The sequence below is a fragment of the Isoptericola sp. BMS4 genome, from assembly GCF_011634835.1.
Classification (GTDB): Bacteria; Actinomycetota; Actinomycetes; order Actinomycetales; family Cellulomonadaceae; genus Isoptericola.
The window spans coordinates 1541040-1556924 of record NZ_SIRP01000001.1 but is presented as its reverse complement, the minus strand read 5'-3'; the positions used below and the strand labels follow the sequence as shown (position 1 = coordinate 1556924).

Below are 15885 nucleotides of genomic sequence, written 5' to 3'. Positions count from 1 at the left end.
CGGCAGGTCGCCGCGAAGGCGCCGAGAGGACGACGGGAAGACGCCAGGACGGCACCGGGGCGACGCCCGGCGCCGCGCACCGGTTTTCGCCCTGCGCAATACGGCGCGCGCCGATGCTCCCGGGGCCCGGCGCCCTGACTAGGATCGTCGCGACGTCCGGGCAGCCCCGGTGAACCCGCGTCGTCGTGCGAGAGCGCGGCGGCGCAGCTCGCGAAGGAGACAACGTGGAGATCACGATCGGTGTGCAGAACCAGGCGCGCGAGCTGGTGGTGGAGACCGACGAGTCCGCCGACGCCGTCGCCACCACCGTGCGCGAGGCGCTCGACGCCGGCGGGGTGCTCGAGCTCACGGACAGCCGTGGCCGGCGCGTGCTGGTGCCGACCGCGGCGCTCGGCTACGTCGAGCTCGGCGCCGAGGAGCCCCGCAAGGTCGGCTTCGGCGCCATCTGACGGCCCGGCCCTCGCCGACGGGCGCAGCCGACCGGCCCGGTCGGCTGCGCCCGTCGGCGGTTCCGGCTCAGGCGGCCAGGCCCATGCGGTCCATCCGCCGGGTGTGCTCGGCGGTCAGCCGCGAGATGAGCCACGACCGCACCTCCGCCGCCTCGTCGCCGACGGGCTCGCCCACCGTCTCCCCCGTCTCGGCGGCGTCGGCGCGCCGGGCCGCGGCGGCCAGGCCGGCCAGCACGGGGTGCGCGGCCAGCAGCGCCGGCACGAGCCCGAGCGCCTCCCCCACGACGCGGCGGCCCCACAGGGCCAGCCGGGAGGCGAGCACCGGGTCCTGCTCGGCGGCCTGCGCGAGGACCACGGTCGCGGGCCCGTCCGCCTCCTCGGGCCAGCCGTCGTCGACGGCGCGGCGCAGCTCGGCGGCCTCGTCGGCGGGCAGCCCCCGGGTCAGCTCGCGGCAGAGATCCTGCGCGACGCCGTGCCCCACGACGCCCTTGAGCAGACCCTCGGACCAGCTGTCCGGCTCCGTCCGCGCGTCGAAGTCCGCGAGCACGCCGTCGAACGGCGTCATCGCCGCCGTGGCGTCCACGCCCCGGGTGGCCGCCACGGCGAGCAGGCGCTCCTGGCGCCCGAGGACCCGGCCCGCGGCCGAGGCGAGGGCCTGGCGCGTCACGAGGTCGGGTGCGTCCACCGACCGGCCGGCGAGCAGGCCGAACGCCGCCAGCTCGAGGTAGGCCGCGAGGCCGGTCAGCGCGACCGGCCCGCCGTCGGCGCCACCCCCTCGGGACGTCGCGTCCACGGGGCCGGGAGTGCTGCGCTGCTCGCTCACGCGGCCAGGATAGGCGCCCGGCGGGCCGCCCCGGTGCGAGGGCCTGCCGCCCGGACGGGCCCCTGACTGCCGTCCACGGGACGGTTCGCGGCGTGTCGCGTACCATGGTCGGGTACCTCGGTTGCCCGGTCGTCACGTGTTGACCCGACCGCAGTGCCCGCGAGGCCCGGCCTCGCGGCGCCCGTGCGACGTTTTTCCACGATCGGCTGCCGACCACCTCGGCGCTCCGCGCGATCGTCGCCGGCACCCGGCCAGGCCGGGAGTCCCCGGTCCTCCGCGCGCGCCGACGAGCATGCGAAGGCACCAGTGACCACTACCGAACCCGCCGCCGCCACGAGCGCGGCCCCCGCCGAAGGCCCCGACTACGCGACCGCCGCCGCGATCCAGGCGCAGGGCGTCTCCTTCGCCGACTTCGGCGTCCGGCCGGAGATCGTCGAGGCCCTCTCCGAGTCGGGCATCACCCACCCGTTCCCGATCCAGGCAATGACGCTGCCCGTGGCCCTGCAGGGGCACGACATCATCGGCCAGGCGAAGACCGGCACCGGCAAGACGCTGGGCTTCGGCGTCCCGCTGCTGCACCGCGTCGTCGCGCCGGGCGAGCCCGGCTACGACGAGCTGCCCGCCCCGGGCAAGCCGCAGGCGATCGTCGTCGCCCCCACCCGCGAGCTCGCCGTGCAGGTCGCCAACGACCTCACGACAGCGTCGAGGAAGCGCTCCGTGCGGATCGTGCAGATCTACGGCGGGCGCGCGTACGAGCCGCAGATCGAGACGCTGAACGCCGGCGTCGAGGTGGTCGTCGGTACCCCGGGCCGCATGGTCGACCTCATGAACCAGGGGCACCTCAACCTCACGCGCGCGGCCACGGTCGTCCTCGACGAGGCCGACGAGATGCTCGACCTCGGCTTCCTGCCCGACGTCGAGAAGATCCTCGCGCGCACCCCCGCGGTCCGGCACACCATGCTGTTCAGCGCGACCATGCCGGGGCCCGTCGTCTCCATGGCGCGTCGCTACATGTCGCAGCCGACACACATCCGCGCGGCCGAGCCCGACGACGAGGGCGCGACCGTGAAGGACACGCGCCAGGTCGTCTACCGCGCCCACGCGCTGGACAAGGTCGAGGTGCTCTCCCGCCTGCTGCAGGCCGAGGGCCGCGGGCGCACGATCGTGTTCGCCCGCACGAAGCGGACCGCCGCGAAGGTGTCGGACGAGCTGCGGGACCGCGGCTTCGCGGCCGGCGCCATCCACGGCGACCTGGGCCAGGGGGCCCGCGAGCAGGCGCTGCGCGCCTTCCGCCACGGCCACATCGACGTCTTGGTCGCGACGGACGTCGCGGCGCGCGGCATCGACGTGGACGACGTCACGCACGTCGTCAACTACCAGTGCCCGGAGGACGAGCGCACGTACCTGCACCGCATCGGCCGCACGGGCCGCGCGGGCAACAAGGGCACGGCCGTCACGTTCGTCGACTGGGACGACGTCCCGCGCTGGCAGCTCATCGACCGCGCGCTGGACCTGGGCTTCCCCGAGCCCGTGGAGACCTACTCCTCCTCGCCGCACCTGTACACCGACCTCGGCATCCCCGAGGGCACCAAGGGCCGCCTGCCGAAGGAGAAGCGCAAGCTCGCCGGCCTGGAGGCCGAGGAGCTCGAGGACCTCGGCGAGACCGGCAAGCGGTCCGGCGGGTCCGGTGGTCGCGACGGCGGTCGTGGCGGCGCCCACGGCGGCCCGCGACGCGACGGCGGTGGCCGCTCGCGCGGTGGCCGTGGCGGCTCCCGCGAGAGCCAGGGCAACGGGCGGGGCGACGCCGACGCGGCGGGCTCGGCCGAGCAGCGCGACGGCGGCCAGCGTCGCCGGCGCAGCCGGAACCGCCGCCGCACCCGCGGGGGCCGCCCGGTCGACGGCGGCTCGTCGTCGGCGGCCTCGGCCCCGTCGGAGGGCTGACCGCCGCGCACGGCCCCGTGCTGTGGGTACGAGACACGCCGCCGCCCTCGATGGGGCGGCGGCGTGTCTCGTACCCACAGCGCTCCCGGCTCGTGTCGGTGCCCGGCCATAGGCTCGCGGCATGCACCTGACCTTCACCGCGCCGCTGTGGCAGTGGCAGGTGCGGAGCGACTCGTGGTGGTTCGTCACCGTGCCGCCGGACGAGTCCGACGCCCTGGCCGACCTGCCGCTGCCGCCGCGCGGCTTCGGCTCGATCAAGGTGACGGTCACGGTCGGCGGGACGACCTGGTCGACGTCGGTGTTCCCGAGCGACGAGCAGAAGGGCTATGTGCTGCCGATGAAGAAGGCTGTCCGTCAGGCCGAGGGGATCGGGCCCGGCGATGCCGTCCGCGTCACGCTGGAGCCGGTCGGCCTGCCCTGAGCCCCTCGACCCCGAGCCGCTCGACCTGACGCCCTCGGCTCAGCCGACCGTCTCGTCCCGGCCGGCGAACCACACGGCGACGCCCTGCACCGCGGCCGCCGCGACGAGGATCAGCAGCGGCACGGACCACGACCCGGTGCTGTCGTGGGCGAACCCGACGCCGAGCGGGCCGCAGGCCGCCAGCACGTACCCGGCGCTCTGCGCCATCCCGGACAGCTCCGACGTGCGGGCCGCGGTGTCGGTGCGCAGCGCCATGAGGGTCAGCGCCAGGCTGATCCCGCCACCCTGGCCGTACCCGAGCAGGGCGACCCACAGCACGGCGGCCCCCGGCGCGAGGAGCAGGCCGAGCAGTCCCGTGGCGATGAGGCCCACGAGCACCAGCCCGAGGCCGCGCTGGCGCCGCATCCGCCCGGCGAGCACGGGCGTGACGAACGAACCGGCGATCCCGACGAGGTTGCTCAGTGCCAGCAGCCAGCCGCCGACGGCGACGCTGCGCCCGGTGTCCACGAAGATCTCGGGCAGCCAGGCGTTCACGGAGTAGAACGACATCGACTGGGTCCCCATCAGCACGGTCACCGCCCACGCCAGCGGGCTGCGCCAGACGGACCGCAGCGCGTCGGCGCCGGTGGCGCCGGCCGGCCGAACCGGTGCCGCCACCACGGGGCGCAGTGCGCGCGGCGCCCAGACCACCGCGCCGAGCACGGCGAGCACGCCCCAGGTGGCCAGCGTCCCGCGCCAGTCGAGCCCGGTCGCGGCGGCGATCGGCACCGTGAGGCCCGCGGCCAGCGCCGCCCCGCCCGACAGCGCCATCGAGTACAGCCCGGTCATCAGCCCGACCCGGTCGGCGAAGTCCCGCTTGATGAGGGCCGGCAGCAGCACGTTGCCCAGGCCGATCGCGCTCCCGACCGCGAGAGTGCCCGCGAACAGCGCGCCGGTCGTCGGGACCAGCCGGACGGCGAACCCCACGCACAGCAGCACGAGACTCCCGAACAGCGCCCGCTCGAGCCCGACCCGGCGGGCCAGCACCGGCGCGACCGGGGCGAGCAGGCCGAAGCACAGCACCGGCAGGGTGGTGAGGACGCCGCCCGCGGTCGCGCTGAGGTGCTCGTCGGCGAGGATCTCGCCGAGCAGCGGGGACACGCCCACGACGGCCGGGCGCAGGTTGAGGGCCGCGAGAACGATGGCGAGCACGGCGCCGGCCCCGAGCGGGCGGCGCAGCGTGGTCACGCGTCCTCCCGGGCGGCACGGTCCGCCACGGCGGCGATCTCGGTCAGGTGGTGCCGCACCGCGGCGATCGTCGTGTCGACGGCGTGCTCGGCCGCCCCCGCGTCGCCGTCCGCGACGGCGTCGACGACCGCTTCGTGGCCCGGCACGTCCCGGTGGTGGCGCCCGTGCGCGTCGGTGGCCATCGTGCGCACCAGCACGTGGTCGAGGCCGTCGTACAGCTCGACGAGGAGGGGGTTGCCCGCCGCCCGCACGAGCTCGGTGTGGAATGCCACGTCGGCCGCGCGGAACGCGTCGTCGGCGGCGTCCCGTGCGGCGACCTGGGCTGCCAGCGCGGCGCGCAGCGCGTCCACGGCGGCGGGGTCGCACCGCTCGGCCGCGGCGCGGGCGGCGCCCCGCTCCAGCACGGCGCGCACCTGCAGCACCTGCAGCGCGTCGACGGCGCGGGCCCGGCGCACCAGCGCGGCGTCGAGGCCCGTGGCAGCGCGCACGTACGTCCCGTCGCCGCGCCGGGGCTCGAGGATGCCCGCGTGCTCCAGGGCGCGGACCGCCTCACGCACGGTGTTGCGCCCGACGCCGAGCTGGGTGACCAGCTCCGGCTCCGCCGGGATACGGGTGCCGACCGGCCAGGCACCGGACTCCACGAGGTCCGCGATCCGCTCGACCACGAGCTCGGAGACACGGCGGGGCGGGACGACGGAAGGCGCGACGGGCTGAGACACCGAAAGACCCTAACATCCCATGTTTGAGCGAAGCGCCGACCGACGAACGGCCCGTCACCGGACGCCGCCAGCAAGCAATCCCTCCCCAGCCGATCGGGCGGGAACCGCGACACCACCGACGAGCCGCCGGTCACGGGATGTCGTGTCGAGAGGCTGGCTGGGCCTGGCAGGAGGACGCGAGGAACGAGCGGCCGAGCGGCGTGCCTCGCGACACGACATCCCGCGACCGGCGGCGGCCCGAACCCGGAGTCCACGGCCCGGCCGAAAGCTAAGCAGCCCGCACGAACTCCGTGATCGCGGTCGCGATCCCCTGCACGGCGATCGCGGCCAGCAGGATGCCGGAGATCCGGGTCACGAGCGTCACGCCGGAGTCCTTGAGCACGCGGTGGATGACGTTCGCGAACCGCATGGACAGGTACAGGCTCACGTGCACCAGCACGACCGCGGCGGCGATGGCGACGAGCTGCGCCGGTCCGCCGTCGTCGGACGCCCGGGTCTGCTGCACGAACACCATGGTCGCGACGATCGCGCCGGGACCGGCGAGCAGCGGCGTGCCGAGCGGCACCAGGGCCACGTTCACGCCGGCGGTGCCCGACGGCGCGGGCTCCTCGTACTTGCCCGTCAGCAGGTCCATCGCCACGAGGAGCAGCAGCAGACCGCCGGCCGCCTGCAGGGCCGGCAGCGAGATGCCCATGTAGTGCAGCACCTGCTGACCGAACAGCGCGAACACCACGATGACGCCGAAGGCGACGAGGATCGCCTGCCGGGCCGCCCGGCTGCGCTGCTTGTGCCCCATCGCGGACGTGAGTCCGAGGAAGACCGGCACCGTGCCCGGCGGGTCCATGATGACGAAGAGGGTGACGAAGACCTCGGTGAACAGGGCGACGTCGAGCACCTGGTTCACGGCCGGACCACGCCCAGCGTGCCGCGCGCCTCGATCTCCTCGAGCACCTCGGGCGCCGTCGTGTGCTCCCCGATGCGGTTGAGCTTGCCCGTGCCGTGGTAGTCGCTCGACCCGGTCACCAGCAGGCCCAGGTCCCGCGCCAGCGCGCGCAGCCGGTCGCGCGTGGGGGCGTCGTGGTCGCGGTGGTCGACCTCCAGCCCCGCCAGCCCGGCGTCGGCGAGCGCGGCGATCGTCTCGTCGTCGACGATCCGCCCCCGCTTCCCCGCGCCCGGGTGCGCCATCACCGGCACGCCGCCGGCGGCGACCACCGCACGGACCGCCCCCGCGACGTCCGGTGCGTAGTGGCCCACGTAATACCGCGACCCGGCGTGCAGCATCGTGGCGAACGCCTCGTCCCGGGACGCCACCACCCCGGCCACCACGAGCGCGTCCGCGAGGTGCGGGCGCCCCACCGTGGCCTCGTCGCCCGTCTGCTCGACCACGTCGTCCCACGTGAGCGGGTAGTCCTGCGCCAGCAGGTCGACCATCCGCCGGGCCCGGTCCATCCGCGAGGTCCGCGTCCGGTCCCACTCCGCGCGCAGCGCCGGGTCGTCCGGGTCGTGCAGGTAGCTCAACAGGTGCACGCTGACCCCGCCGTCGGCCGTGCGCGCCCGGGTGGAGATCTCCGTGCCCCGGACCAGCGCGACGCCGGTGCGCCCGACGGCCTCCGCCGCCTGCCGCCAGCCCGCCGTCGTGTCGTGGTCGGTCAGCGCCACGACGCGCACACCGGCGGCCGCGGCCGCCTCCAGCACCTGCGCCGGGTCGTCCGTGCCGTCCGAGGCCCGCGAGTGGGTGTGGAGATCGATCACGGGGCAAGTGTAGGGACCGCACCCACACAACCTCTCCACGGGTCCCGCCGCGGCCCGGCCCCGAACGCCCCGGTGTCCGCGAGAGGATCGGCGGCGATGGAACCGCAGCGCACCACCCGTCCGACCCGCCCGCGCACCCTCGACGCCGGCGGGCACGACGCCGGCGCGCCCGCGGGCGTCGTCCTCGTCCACGGGATGCGCACGTCCTCGGCCATCTGGCAGCGCCAGGTCGACCACCTGCGCACCGCGGGGCACGAGGTCGTGGCCGTCGACCTGCCCGCGCACGGGGACCGGCACGGCGAGCGCTTCTCCATGGCGCGCGCGTTCGAGGTCATCGACGACGCGGCCGCGTCCTTCCGGCCGGGCACGCCCGTGGTCGTCGTGGGGTTGTCGCTGGGCGGCTACACCTCGCTGGCGTGGGCGGCGCGGCACGCCGTCGAGCACGGCCACCGGCGCGGCGACGGCACCCACCCGCGCCTCGCCGGGGTCGTCGCCGCCGCCTGCACCGCCGACCCCAAGGGCAAGCCCGTGGCCGCGTTCCGCGACGTCGCCCGGGTCGCCGTCGCCGGCGCGACGGCGGTGCGGCGGGCCGCCGGGGAGGCGGCGCGCGCGTGGCGGGCCGCGCTCACCGGCGGGCGCTCCCGCGCGGGCGGCGCCGACGTGGCCGCCCTCGTCGGCCCCGGCGCGCCGCCGCGACGCCCCGCACCGGGCTGGGACGTCGTCACCGACGCTCTCTCGCACCTCGCCGGCACGTCGTCGGTGGCGCACCTGCGCACCATCCGGGTGCCGGTGTGGCTCGTCAACGGCGCCCGCGACCAGATGCGCCTCGAGGAGTCGCGGCACCTGGCCGCGGCCGAGCGCGGCGCCCTCGTCGTGGTACCCCAGGCAGGTCACGACGTGAACTCCGACGCGCCCGACGCCTTCAACCACGTGCTGACGCGGGCGCTGGCGGACTTCGCGCGCGCCTGACTCCTCCGCCGGCCGGGCACCCGTGCCCGTCCCCGCGGTGCGACACTGGGTGCCATGACCGACGCAACCCCTGTCGACGAGTCCGTGCCCGCTGAGCCCAGCGCGACGCCCGAGGAGGTGTCCGAGCGCGTGAACAACCGTTCCCAGCGCCCGGTGTCCGAGGCGTTCAAGGCGTTCATCACCTCGCGGTGGGCCCCGCGCCCCGACCTCGGCGTCGAGGCGAGCACGGCCTCGGAGTACACGCCCGCACGCCGGGCCGGTCTCTCCGCCCGCTTCCCCGGTGCCCGGCTGGTCGTGCCCGCGGGGTCGCTGAAGGTCCGTTCGAACGACACCGACTACCGGTTCCGTCCCCACTCCGCGTTCGCGCACCTCACCGGCCTGGGCACCGACGAGGAGCCCGACGCCGTCCTCGTGCTGCACCCGACGGCCTCCGGCGAGGGCGACCCGGACGGCGACGGCCACGGCACGGACCACCACGCGGTGCTCTACGTGCGCCCGCTGGCGGCGCGCGACACCGAGGAGTTCTACGCCGACTCCCGGTACGGCGAGTTCTGGGTGGGCGCCCGCCCGTCGCTGGACGACGTCACGACGCTCACCGGGATCGAGGCGCGGCACGTCGACGAGCTGCGCGACGCCCTGGCCAAGGACGTCGGGGAGGACGGCGTGCGGCTGCTCGTCGTCACGGGCGCGGACGAGTCCGTCGAGACCCTGGTCGAGGCCATCCGGACCGAGGCGGGCGTCGAGCAGGTCGAGGACGAGGAGGCCACCGACGAGCAGCTCGTCGAGGCCGCGTCCGAGCTGCGGCTGGTCAAGGACGAGCAGGAGATCGCGCAGCTGCGTGAGGCCGTCGCGCGCACGATCGAAGGGTTCGAGCAGGTGGTCGGGTCGCTGTCGCGGGCGGTCGCCCACCGTCGCGGCGAGCGCGTCATCGAGACCACCTTCGACGCGCACGCCCGCCTGGAGGGCAACGCGGTCGGCTACGAGACGATCGCCGCCGCCGGCGAGCACGCCACCACGCTGCACTGGACCACCAACGACGGCGTCGTGCGCCACGGGGAGATGGTGCTCGTCGACGCGGGCGTCGAGGTCGACTCCCTCTACACCGCCGACATCACCCGCACCCTGCCCGTGGACGGCGAGTTCACCGAGGTGCAGCGCCGCGTCTACACCGCCGTGCTCGACGCCGCCGACGCCGCGTTCGCCGTCGCGAGGCCCGGCACGAAGTTCCGCGACATCCACGCCGCGGCCATGGAGGTCATCGCCGCGCGGCTCGAGGAGTGGGGGCTGCTGCCCGACGGGGTCACCGCCGAGGTGTCGCTGTCGGCCGAGGGCCAGCAGCACCGGCGCTGGATGGTGCACGGCACCAGCCACCACCTGGGCCTGGACGTGCACGACTGCGCGCAGGCGCGGCGCGAGCTGTACCTGGACGGCGTGCTGGAGCCCGGCATGGTGTTCACCATCGAGCCGGGCCTGTACTTCAAGGCCGACGACCTGGCGGTGCCCGAGGAGTACCGCGGCATGGGCGTGCGCATCGAGGACGACGTGCTCGTCACCGCCGACGGCAACGAGAACCTCTCCGCGGCGCTCCCCCGCCGCCCGGAGGACATCGAGGCCTGGATGGCGCGCCTGCGCGGCTGACCCGCGGGCCGGGTCGGCACTCCGTCCCCGGGTCGGCAGACTTGTGTGCCGACCCGGGGACGAACTGCCGACCCGGGGTGGTGCCTCAGGCGCGGCGGTCGTCGTCCGACGGCGGCGCGTACGGGTCCCGCGGCTCCTCCGGCTGAGACTGCGGCGGCGCGGGCTGCTGGGGCTCCGGCTGCTGGGTCTGCTCCGGCTGCGCGGGCGCCTGCGGCTGGGCGGGCTGCTGAGCCTGGTCCGGCGTCGTGGTCTGCTGGGGCGGAGCCGCCTGGGCGGGCGACTGCGGCTGGTCGGGCCGCATGGCGCCGTAGCGCGGTTGTCCGCTGGGCGTCGTCCAGCGCGGGTCCGGGGTGCGGGGCGCGGGCGGCGCCTCGGCGCCGGGTGCCGCCGTCGTCGTCGCCGGGGCGGCCTGCCGTGTGGTGCTCCCCCGGCGCGCCTTGCCCAGCCCGCTGGGCGACTCCATGAGCATCGCGCGCGCGTCGCCGGCCTGCTCCGCGGCGCACAGGATCGCGTACGAGGACGCGACGATCTGCGACGACGAGGTGAAGTCGCGCCGGCCGCCGGTGAAGGCGTAGGACAGCACGGAGAACATCAGTCCGAACCCGGCGCCGAGGGCGATGCCGACGAAGATCACGCTGGTCGCCCCCGTTCCGCCGAAGAGCGAGAGCAGCAGCCCGACGAAGAAACCGAACCACGCGCCGGACAGGGCGCCCGCGAGCGCGACCCGGCCGTAGGAGAGGCGGCCGGTGACGCGCTCGACCATGCGCAGGTCCGTCCCGACGATCGTCACGTGCTCGACGGGGAACTTGTTGTCGGACAGGTAGTCGACCGCCTGCTGGGCCTCGAGGTAGGTGTCGTAGGCCGCGACCTCGTCACCGCCCGGGAGCGTCGGGACGCGGGGCACAGCTTTCTGGCTGAAGCTCATTCGCCCAGTCTGTACCACGGTCGGCACCGGCACCAGCAGATCGCGCGCGCCTCGCTGGCCTGCCACCAGGAACGGGGGGCGTCGCCCACGTAGGCTGGCGCGCGTGGACGCGAGGAGCCCCCGCGCGGGGACGCCGAGGTACGAGGCGCACCGGAGCGAGGCACCGCAGCGGCCACGCCAGCACGACACCGTGGACGCGAGGAGCCCCCGCGCAGGGACGCCGAGGTACGAGGCGCACCGCAGCGAGGCACCGCAGCGGCCACAGCGAGGCACCGCAGCGGCCACGCCAGCACGACACCGTGGACGCGACGAGCCCCCGCGCAGGAGCGCCGAAGGTCGGGGTGTCGCGCGGGGAGGAGGTGCGGTGAGCACGGCGACGAGGGTCTTCGTGGCGCGCCTGGCCGGCACCCAGGTCTTCGACCCGATCGGCGACGAGGTGGGTCGGGTGCGCGACGTCGTCGTCGTCATCCGGGCGAAGGGCTTCCCCCGGGCGGTGGGCCTGGTCGTGGAGGTCCCGGGCCGGCGGCGCGTGTTCCTGCCGATGACGCGGGTGACGGCGATCGACGCGGGTCAGGTCATCTCGACGGGGCTGCTGAACATGCGCCGTTTCGAGCAGCGGGCGATGGAGTCGCTGGTGCTGGGCGACCTGCTGGACCGTCCGGTGCAGCTGGCGGACGGGACGGGCGAGGCGTCGGTCGAGGACCTGTCGATGACCCGGCAGCGGACCGGGGACTGGCTCGTCGACCAGCTGTTCGTGCGGCGCCGGCAGCCGACGCGCGGGCTGTCGCTGCGTCGTCGGGGCGAGACGCTGGTGGTGCCGGTGGACGCCGTGACCGGGCTGGCGGGGTCCACGGGGGACCAGGGGGCGACGAAGCTCCTCGAGGCGTACGTGGACATGCGGCCGGCGGATCTCGCGGACGCGCTGCACGAGCTGGGTGACGCGCGGCGGGCGGAGGTGGCGGACGCTCTGGACGACGAGCGGCTGGCGGACGTGCTGGAGGAGCTGCCGGAGGACGACCAGGTCGCGATCCTGTCGCGCCTGGAGGTGGACCGTGCGGCGGACGTCCTGGAGGCGATGGACCCCGACGACGCGGCGGACCTGCTGAACGAGCTGCCCGAGCAGCAGGCGACGCGGCTCCTGGAGCTGATGGAGCCGGAGGAGGCGGAGGACGTCCGCCGTCTGCTCACGTACGACGAGGACACGGCGGGCGGTCTGATGACGACGGACCCGGTGATCCTGGGCCCGGAGACGACGATCGCGACGGCGCTGGCGCAGATCCGCCGGCAGGACCTGCCGCCGGCGCTGGCGTCGATGGTGTTCGTGGTGCGCCCGCCGCTGGAGACGCCGACGGGGCGGCTGCTCGGGGTGGCGCACTTCCAGCGTCTCCTGCGCGAGCCGCCGCACGCGGCGATCGGCTCGATGCTGGACACGGGCACGGAGTGGCTGACCCCGGACGCCCCGGTCGGGCGGGTGACGCGCATGCTCGCCGCGTACGACCTGCTGGCGCTGCCGGTGCTCGACCCGGAGCGGCGGCTGCTCGGCGCCGTGTCGGTGGACGACGTGCTCGACCACATCCTCCCGGACGACTGGCGAGAGCAGGTCGACGAGGACCTCGAGGAGGTGCCGCGTGACTGACCGCCTGGACCTGCCGAAGGAGAGCCGGCGCACCTTCATCCCCCGCCCGCGGATGGACCAGGACGCGGTGGGCAAGGCCACCGAGGCGATCGCCCGTTTCCTCGGCACGCCGCGGTTCCTGGTCTATCTGACGGTCTTCTGCGCCCTCTGGCTGGCGTGGAACGCCTGGGGTCCTCAGGAGCTGAGGTTCGACAGCGCCGCGAACGGGTTCACGGCGCTGACGCTGATGCTGTCCCTGCAGGCGAGCTACGCCGCCCCGCTGATCCTGCTGGCGCAGAACCGTCAGGACGACCGGGACCGTGTGACGGCGGAGCAGGACCGGCAGCGCGCCGAGCGCAACCTCGCCGACACGGAGTACCTGGCACGGGAGATGGCGGCGCTGCGCCTCGCGCTGGGCGAGGTCGCCACGCGCGACTTCGTGCGGTCGGAGATCCGGAGCCTGCTGGAGGAGCTGGAGGAGCGCGACCGGCCACCGGGTGACCGGCCGCGCCCGACGTCCTCGTAGGATCGAGGCATGACCTCCGACGACCGCCCCACGCTCGCCGACCGCGTCCGTTCCGCGCTGGCGTCGGTGATCGACCCGGAGATCCGCCGGCCGGTCACGGAGCTGGACATGGTCCGGTCGGTGGAGGTGCACGACGGCGAGGGGCCGGACGGCGCGCGGGTCACGGTGGGCATCGACCTGACGATCGCGGGGTGCCCGATGAAGAGCACGCTCGTGCGGGAGGTCACGGCCGCGACGGAGGCGGTGGACGGCGTGGCGTCGGCGGACGTCGAGCTCGGCGTGATGTCTCCGGAGCAGCGGGCGGCGCTGCGCTCGCGCCTGCGGGGCGGTACCGGCGACCCGGTGATCCCGTTCTCCCAGCCGGGGTCGCTGACGAAGGTGTACGCGGTCGCGTCGGGCAAGGGCGGTGTCGGCAAGTCGTCGGTGACGGCGAACCTGGCCGCGGCGATGGCGGCGGACGGACTCAGCGTCGGCGTGGTGGACGCGGACATCTACGGCTTCTCGATCCCGCGCATGCTGGGCGTGGACCGCCAGCCCACCCGGGTGGACTCGATGCTGCTGCCGCCGGTCGAGCACGGCGTGAAGGTCGTGTCGATCGGGATGTTCGTGCCCGAGGGGCAGCCGGTGGTGTGGCGCGGTCCGATGCTGCACCGGGCGCTGGAGCAGTTCCTCGCGGACGTGTTCTGGGGCGACCTGGACGTGCTGCTGCTCGACCTGCCGCCGGGCACCGGGGACATCGCGATCTCGGTGGCGCAGCTCCTGCCGGGCAGCGAGATCCTCGTGGTGACGACGCCGCAGGCGGCCGCGGCGGAGGTTGCCGAGCGCGCCGGCTCCATCGCCACGCAGACCAACCAGGGCGTCGTCGGCGTCGTGGAGAACATGTCGTGGCTGACGCAGCCGGACGGGTCGCGGCTCGAGGTCTTCGGGTCCGGCGGTGGGCAGCGGGTGGCTGACCGGCTCGCGGACACGCTCGGGGCGGACGTGCCGCTGCTCGGCCAGGTGCCGCTCGACGTCGCGGTCCGCGCGGCGGGCGACGACGGCACGCCGGTGGTGCTGTCCGACCCGGACGCCCCGGGGGCGCAGGTGCTGCGCGACGTCGCCCGCGGGCTGGCGACCCGGTCGCGGGGGCTCGCGGGGATGCGGCTGAACCTCAGCCCGGTCTCGCGCTGACGTCCGCGCCACGACCAGACGCTCCGACGCTCTCACGTGCCGATCGGCGCCCCCGGGGCGCCGACCGGCACTGTGATACTGGGGGCCATGACGTCTCCCGCTTGGCTCGAGTCCTGGTCCCCCGACGACGGCGCGCAGCGCGTGCGCGACCTGTTCGGCAGGTCCTTCCCCGCGGTCGGCGCGCCGGACGGCGTGTGGTCCGCGCCGGGGCGGGTCAACCTCATCGGCGAGCACACGGACTACAACGGCGGCCTGGCGCTGCCGACGGCGCTCCCCCACCGGACGTACGTCGCGCTGCGCCGGCGCGACGACGACGTCGTGCGGCTGGCGTCCGCGCAAGCGCCGGGCGAGCTCTGGCAGACCCGGCTCGCGGACGTGGCTCCCGGGGCCGTGACCGGCTGGGGCGCGTACGTCGCGGGCGTCGCCTGGGCGCTGGCGAAGGACGGCCACGACGTCTCCGGCTTCGACGCGGTCGTGGACTCCTGCGTCCCGTTCGGCGCGGGGCTGTCGTCCTCGGCGGCGCTGGAGTGCGCCGTGGCGGTGGCGCTCGACGAGGTGCACCAGCTGGGCCTGGCTGCCGACGACGCCGGCCGGGCGGCGCTGGTGTCCGCCTGCGTGCGGGCGGAGAACGAGGTCGCGGGCGCCCCGACGGGCGGGATGGACCAGGCGGCGTCGCTGCGCTGCACCGCCGGGCACGCGTTGCTGGTCGACAGCCGCCCCGGCCTGTCCGCCCTGGAGTCGGGCACCCCCGTCCCGTTCGACCTCGAGCCCGCACGCCTCACGCTGCTCGTCGTGGACACCCGCGCGGAGCACGCGCTCGTGGACGGGCAGTACGCCGAGCGGCGAGCGTCGTGCGAGCGGGCCGCGTCGCTGCTGGGCGTCGAGACGCTGCGCGACGTCGCCCCGGAGGCGCTCGAGGGTGCCCTGGTGGCCCTGGAGCCCCACGACCCCGACGGGGTGCTGCGCCGCCGCGTGCGCCACGTCGTGACGGAGATCGCCCGGACGGCGCAGTTCGTCGCGCTGGTGCGCGACGGACGGGTCACCGAGGTCGGGCCGCTGATGAACGCCTCGCACGCCTCGCTGCGCGACGACTACGAGGTGTCCGCCCGCGAGCTCGACCTCGTGGTGGACAGCGCCGTCGGCGCCGGGGCGCTGGGGGCCCGCATGACCGGCGGCGGGTTCGGCGGGTCGGCCATCGCGCTGGTGCGGGTGGAGGACGTCGAGACGGTGGTCACGGTGGTGCAGGCGGCGTTCGACGACGCCGGGCTCACCGCGCCGGGCTTCCTGCTCGCGCCGCCCTCGGCCCCGGCCCTCTGAAACTCTCCCCGGAAGCGTTGTGGGCGTGATTTTGGCGCTATTCCTGACGGAATAGCGCCAAAATCACGCCCACAACACGTCTCAGGCCGGCGGGTCGTCGCGGTCCGTGCCGCCCTCGGCCTCAGGCTCCTGCGGGTCGCCGGGTGCCCGCAGGTGCGTGATGACGTCGTCGAAGAAGTCGCGCACCTCGCCCCAGCGGACGGTCGCGTTGGCGAGGTGCTCCTCCAGCCGGTCGATCTCGGCGTGCTGGGCGGCGTGCTCCGCGGACCGGCGCCGCCGCTCGGCGAGCTCGCGGCGGACCTCCGCGAGCCGCGTCTCGGCCTCCGCGACGATCCGTTCGAGCTCGCGCTCGACGGCGGCCGCGTCCTCGGGGCGCTCGCTCGTCATCCGGTC

The 15885-nt window shown here is 75.3% G+C and carries 16 protein-coding genes; 9 read left to right on the top strand and 7 right to left on the bottom strand.

What is annotated here, in order from left to right:
- Positions 1-224 precede the first annotated feature (224 nt).
- Entirely contained in the window at positions 225-449 is a 225-nt protein-coding gene (locus EYB28_RS06910) for a DUF3107 domain-containing protein (RefSeq protein ID WP_166845983.1), read from the top strand.
- A 67-nt stretch (positions 450-516) separates the two neighbouring features.
- Here the strand turns inward: EYB28_RS06910 and EYB28_RS06905 are convergent, their stop codons facing one another.
- Positions 517-1272 (bottom strand): ferritin-like fold-containing protein, encoded by a 756-nt coding sequence (locus tag EYB28_RS06905; protein WP_166845982.1) that lies wholly within the window; start codon positions 1270-1272, stop codon positions 517-519.
- Positions 1273-1578: 306 nt separating this feature from the next.
- Here EYB28_RS06905 and EYB28_RS06900 point away from each other — a divergent pair, with 306 nt between their 5' ends.
- Positions 1579-3213 carry a DEAD/DEAH box helicase gene (locus EYB28_RS06900; RefSeq protein WP_166845980.1) on the top strand — a complete coding sequence of 545 codons (1635 nt, stop codon included), beginning with the start codon at positions 1579-1581 and terminating at the stop codon, positions 3211-3213.
- Positions 3214-3334: 121 nt separating this feature from the next.
- Positions 3335-3634 carry a DUF1905 domain-containing protein gene (locus tag EYB28_RS06895; RefSeq protein WP_166845979.1) on the top strand — a complete coding sequence of 100 codons (300 nt, stop codon included), beginning with the start codon at positions 3335-3337 and terminating at the stop codon, positions 3632-3634.
- Positions 3635-3673: 39 nt separating this feature from the next.
- Here EYB28_RS06895 and EYB28_RS06890 read toward each other — a convergent pair whose 3' ends face one another.
- The 4 genes from EYB28_RS06890 to EYB28_RS06875 form a co-directional block, all read right to left on the bottom strand.
- Complete coding sequence (locus EYB28_RS06890) at positions 3674-4861, bottom strand: MFS transporter (protein ID WP_166845978.1); 1188 nt, start codon at positions 4859-4861, stop codon at positions 3674-3676.
- The gene (locus EYB28_RS06885; RefSeq protein ID WP_166845976.1) at positions 4858-5580 is read right to left on the bottom strand and encodes a FadR/GntR family transcriptional regulator; all 723 of its coding nucleotides are present in this window, start codon (positions 5578-5580) and stop codon (positions 4858-4860) included. Before EYB28_RS06885 ends, EYB28_RS06890 begins: the two co-directional genes overlap by 4 nt.
- 268 nt (positions 5581-5848) lie before the next feature.
- Complete coding sequence (locus EYB28_RS06880) at positions 5849-6484, bottom strand: MarC family protein (protein WP_166845975.1); 636 nt, start codon at positions 6482-6484, stop codon at positions 5849-5851.
- On the bottom strand, positions 6481-7332 hold the full coding sequence (locus tag EYB28_RS06875) for a PHP domain-containing protein (protein ID WP_166845974.1): 852 nt from the start codon (positions 7330-7332) through the stop codon (positions 6481-6483). Before EYB28_RS06875 ends, EYB28_RS06880 begins: the two co-directional genes overlap by 4 nt.
- A 96-nt stretch (positions 7333-7428) precedes the next feature.
- Between EYB28_RS06875 and EYB28_RS06870 the strand changes: the two genes are divergently transcribed.
- Positions 7429-8301: an alpha/beta fold hydrolase gene (locus tag EYB28_RS06870; protein ID WP_166845972.1), complete on the top strand. Its 873-nt coding sequence runs from the start codon at positions 7429-7431 to the stop codon at positions 8299-8301.
- Between the two features lie 54 nt (positions 8302-8355).
- Positions 8356-9939 (top strand): aminopeptidase P family protein, encoded by a 1584-nt coding sequence (locus EYB28_RS06865; protein WP_166845971.1) that lies wholly within the window; start codon positions 8356-8358, stop codon positions 9937-9939.
- Between the two features lie 85 nt (positions 9940-10024).
- On the opposite strand, the gene EYB28_RS06860 is transcribed toward EYB28_RS06865, so the two are convergent.
- Positions 10025-10864 carry a general stress protein gene (locus EYB28_RS06860; protein ID WP_166845969.1) on the bottom strand — a complete coding sequence of 280 codons (840 nt, stop codon included), beginning with the start codon at positions 10862-10864 and terminating at the stop codon, positions 10025-10027.
- 364 nt (positions 10865-11228) lie between these two features.
- Between EYB28_RS06860 and EYB28_RS06855 the strand changes: the two genes are divergently transcribed.
- The 4 genes from EYB28_RS06855 (at position 11229) to galK (ending at position 15492) form a co-directional block, all read left to right on the top strand.
- Entirely contained in the window at positions 11229-12500 is a 1272-nt protein-coding gene (locus EYB28_RS06855; RefSeq protein ID WP_166845968.1) for a magnesium transporter MgtE N-terminal domain-containing protein, read from the top strand.
- A complete protein-coding gene (locus tag EYB28_RS06850; RefSeq protein WP_166845966.1) occupies positions 12493-13005 on the top strand; it encodes a DUF1003 domain-containing protein in 513 nt (170 codons plus the stop codon). Before EYB28_RS06855 ends, EYB28_RS06850 begins: the two co-directional genes overlap by 8 nt.
- A 9-nt stretch (positions 13006-13014) precedes the next feature.
- Positions 13015-14175, top strand: coding sequence for an Mrp/NBP35 family ATP-binding protein (locus tag EYB28_RS06845; RefSeq protein WP_166845965.1), 1161 nt, complete (start codon positions 13015-13017; stop codon positions 14173-14175).
- An 87-nt stretch (positions 14176-14262) separates the two neighbouring features.
- The gene (gene galK / locus EYB28_RS06840; protein WP_166845964.1) at positions 14263-15492 is read left to right on the top strand and encodes a galactokinase; all 1230 of its coding nucleotides are present in this window, start codon (positions 14263-14265) and stop codon (positions 15490-15492) included.
- Positions 15493-15573: 81 nt separating this feature from the next.
- On the opposite strand, the gene EYB28_RS06835 is transcribed toward galK, so the two are convergent.
- The gene (locus EYB28_RS06835) at positions 15574-15879 is read right to left on the bottom strand and encodes a hypothetical protein (protein ID WP_166845962.1); all 306 of its coding nucleotides are present in this window, start codon (positions 15877-15879) and stop codon (positions 15574-15576) included.
- Between the last annotated feature and the right edge of the window lie 6 nt (positions 15880-15885).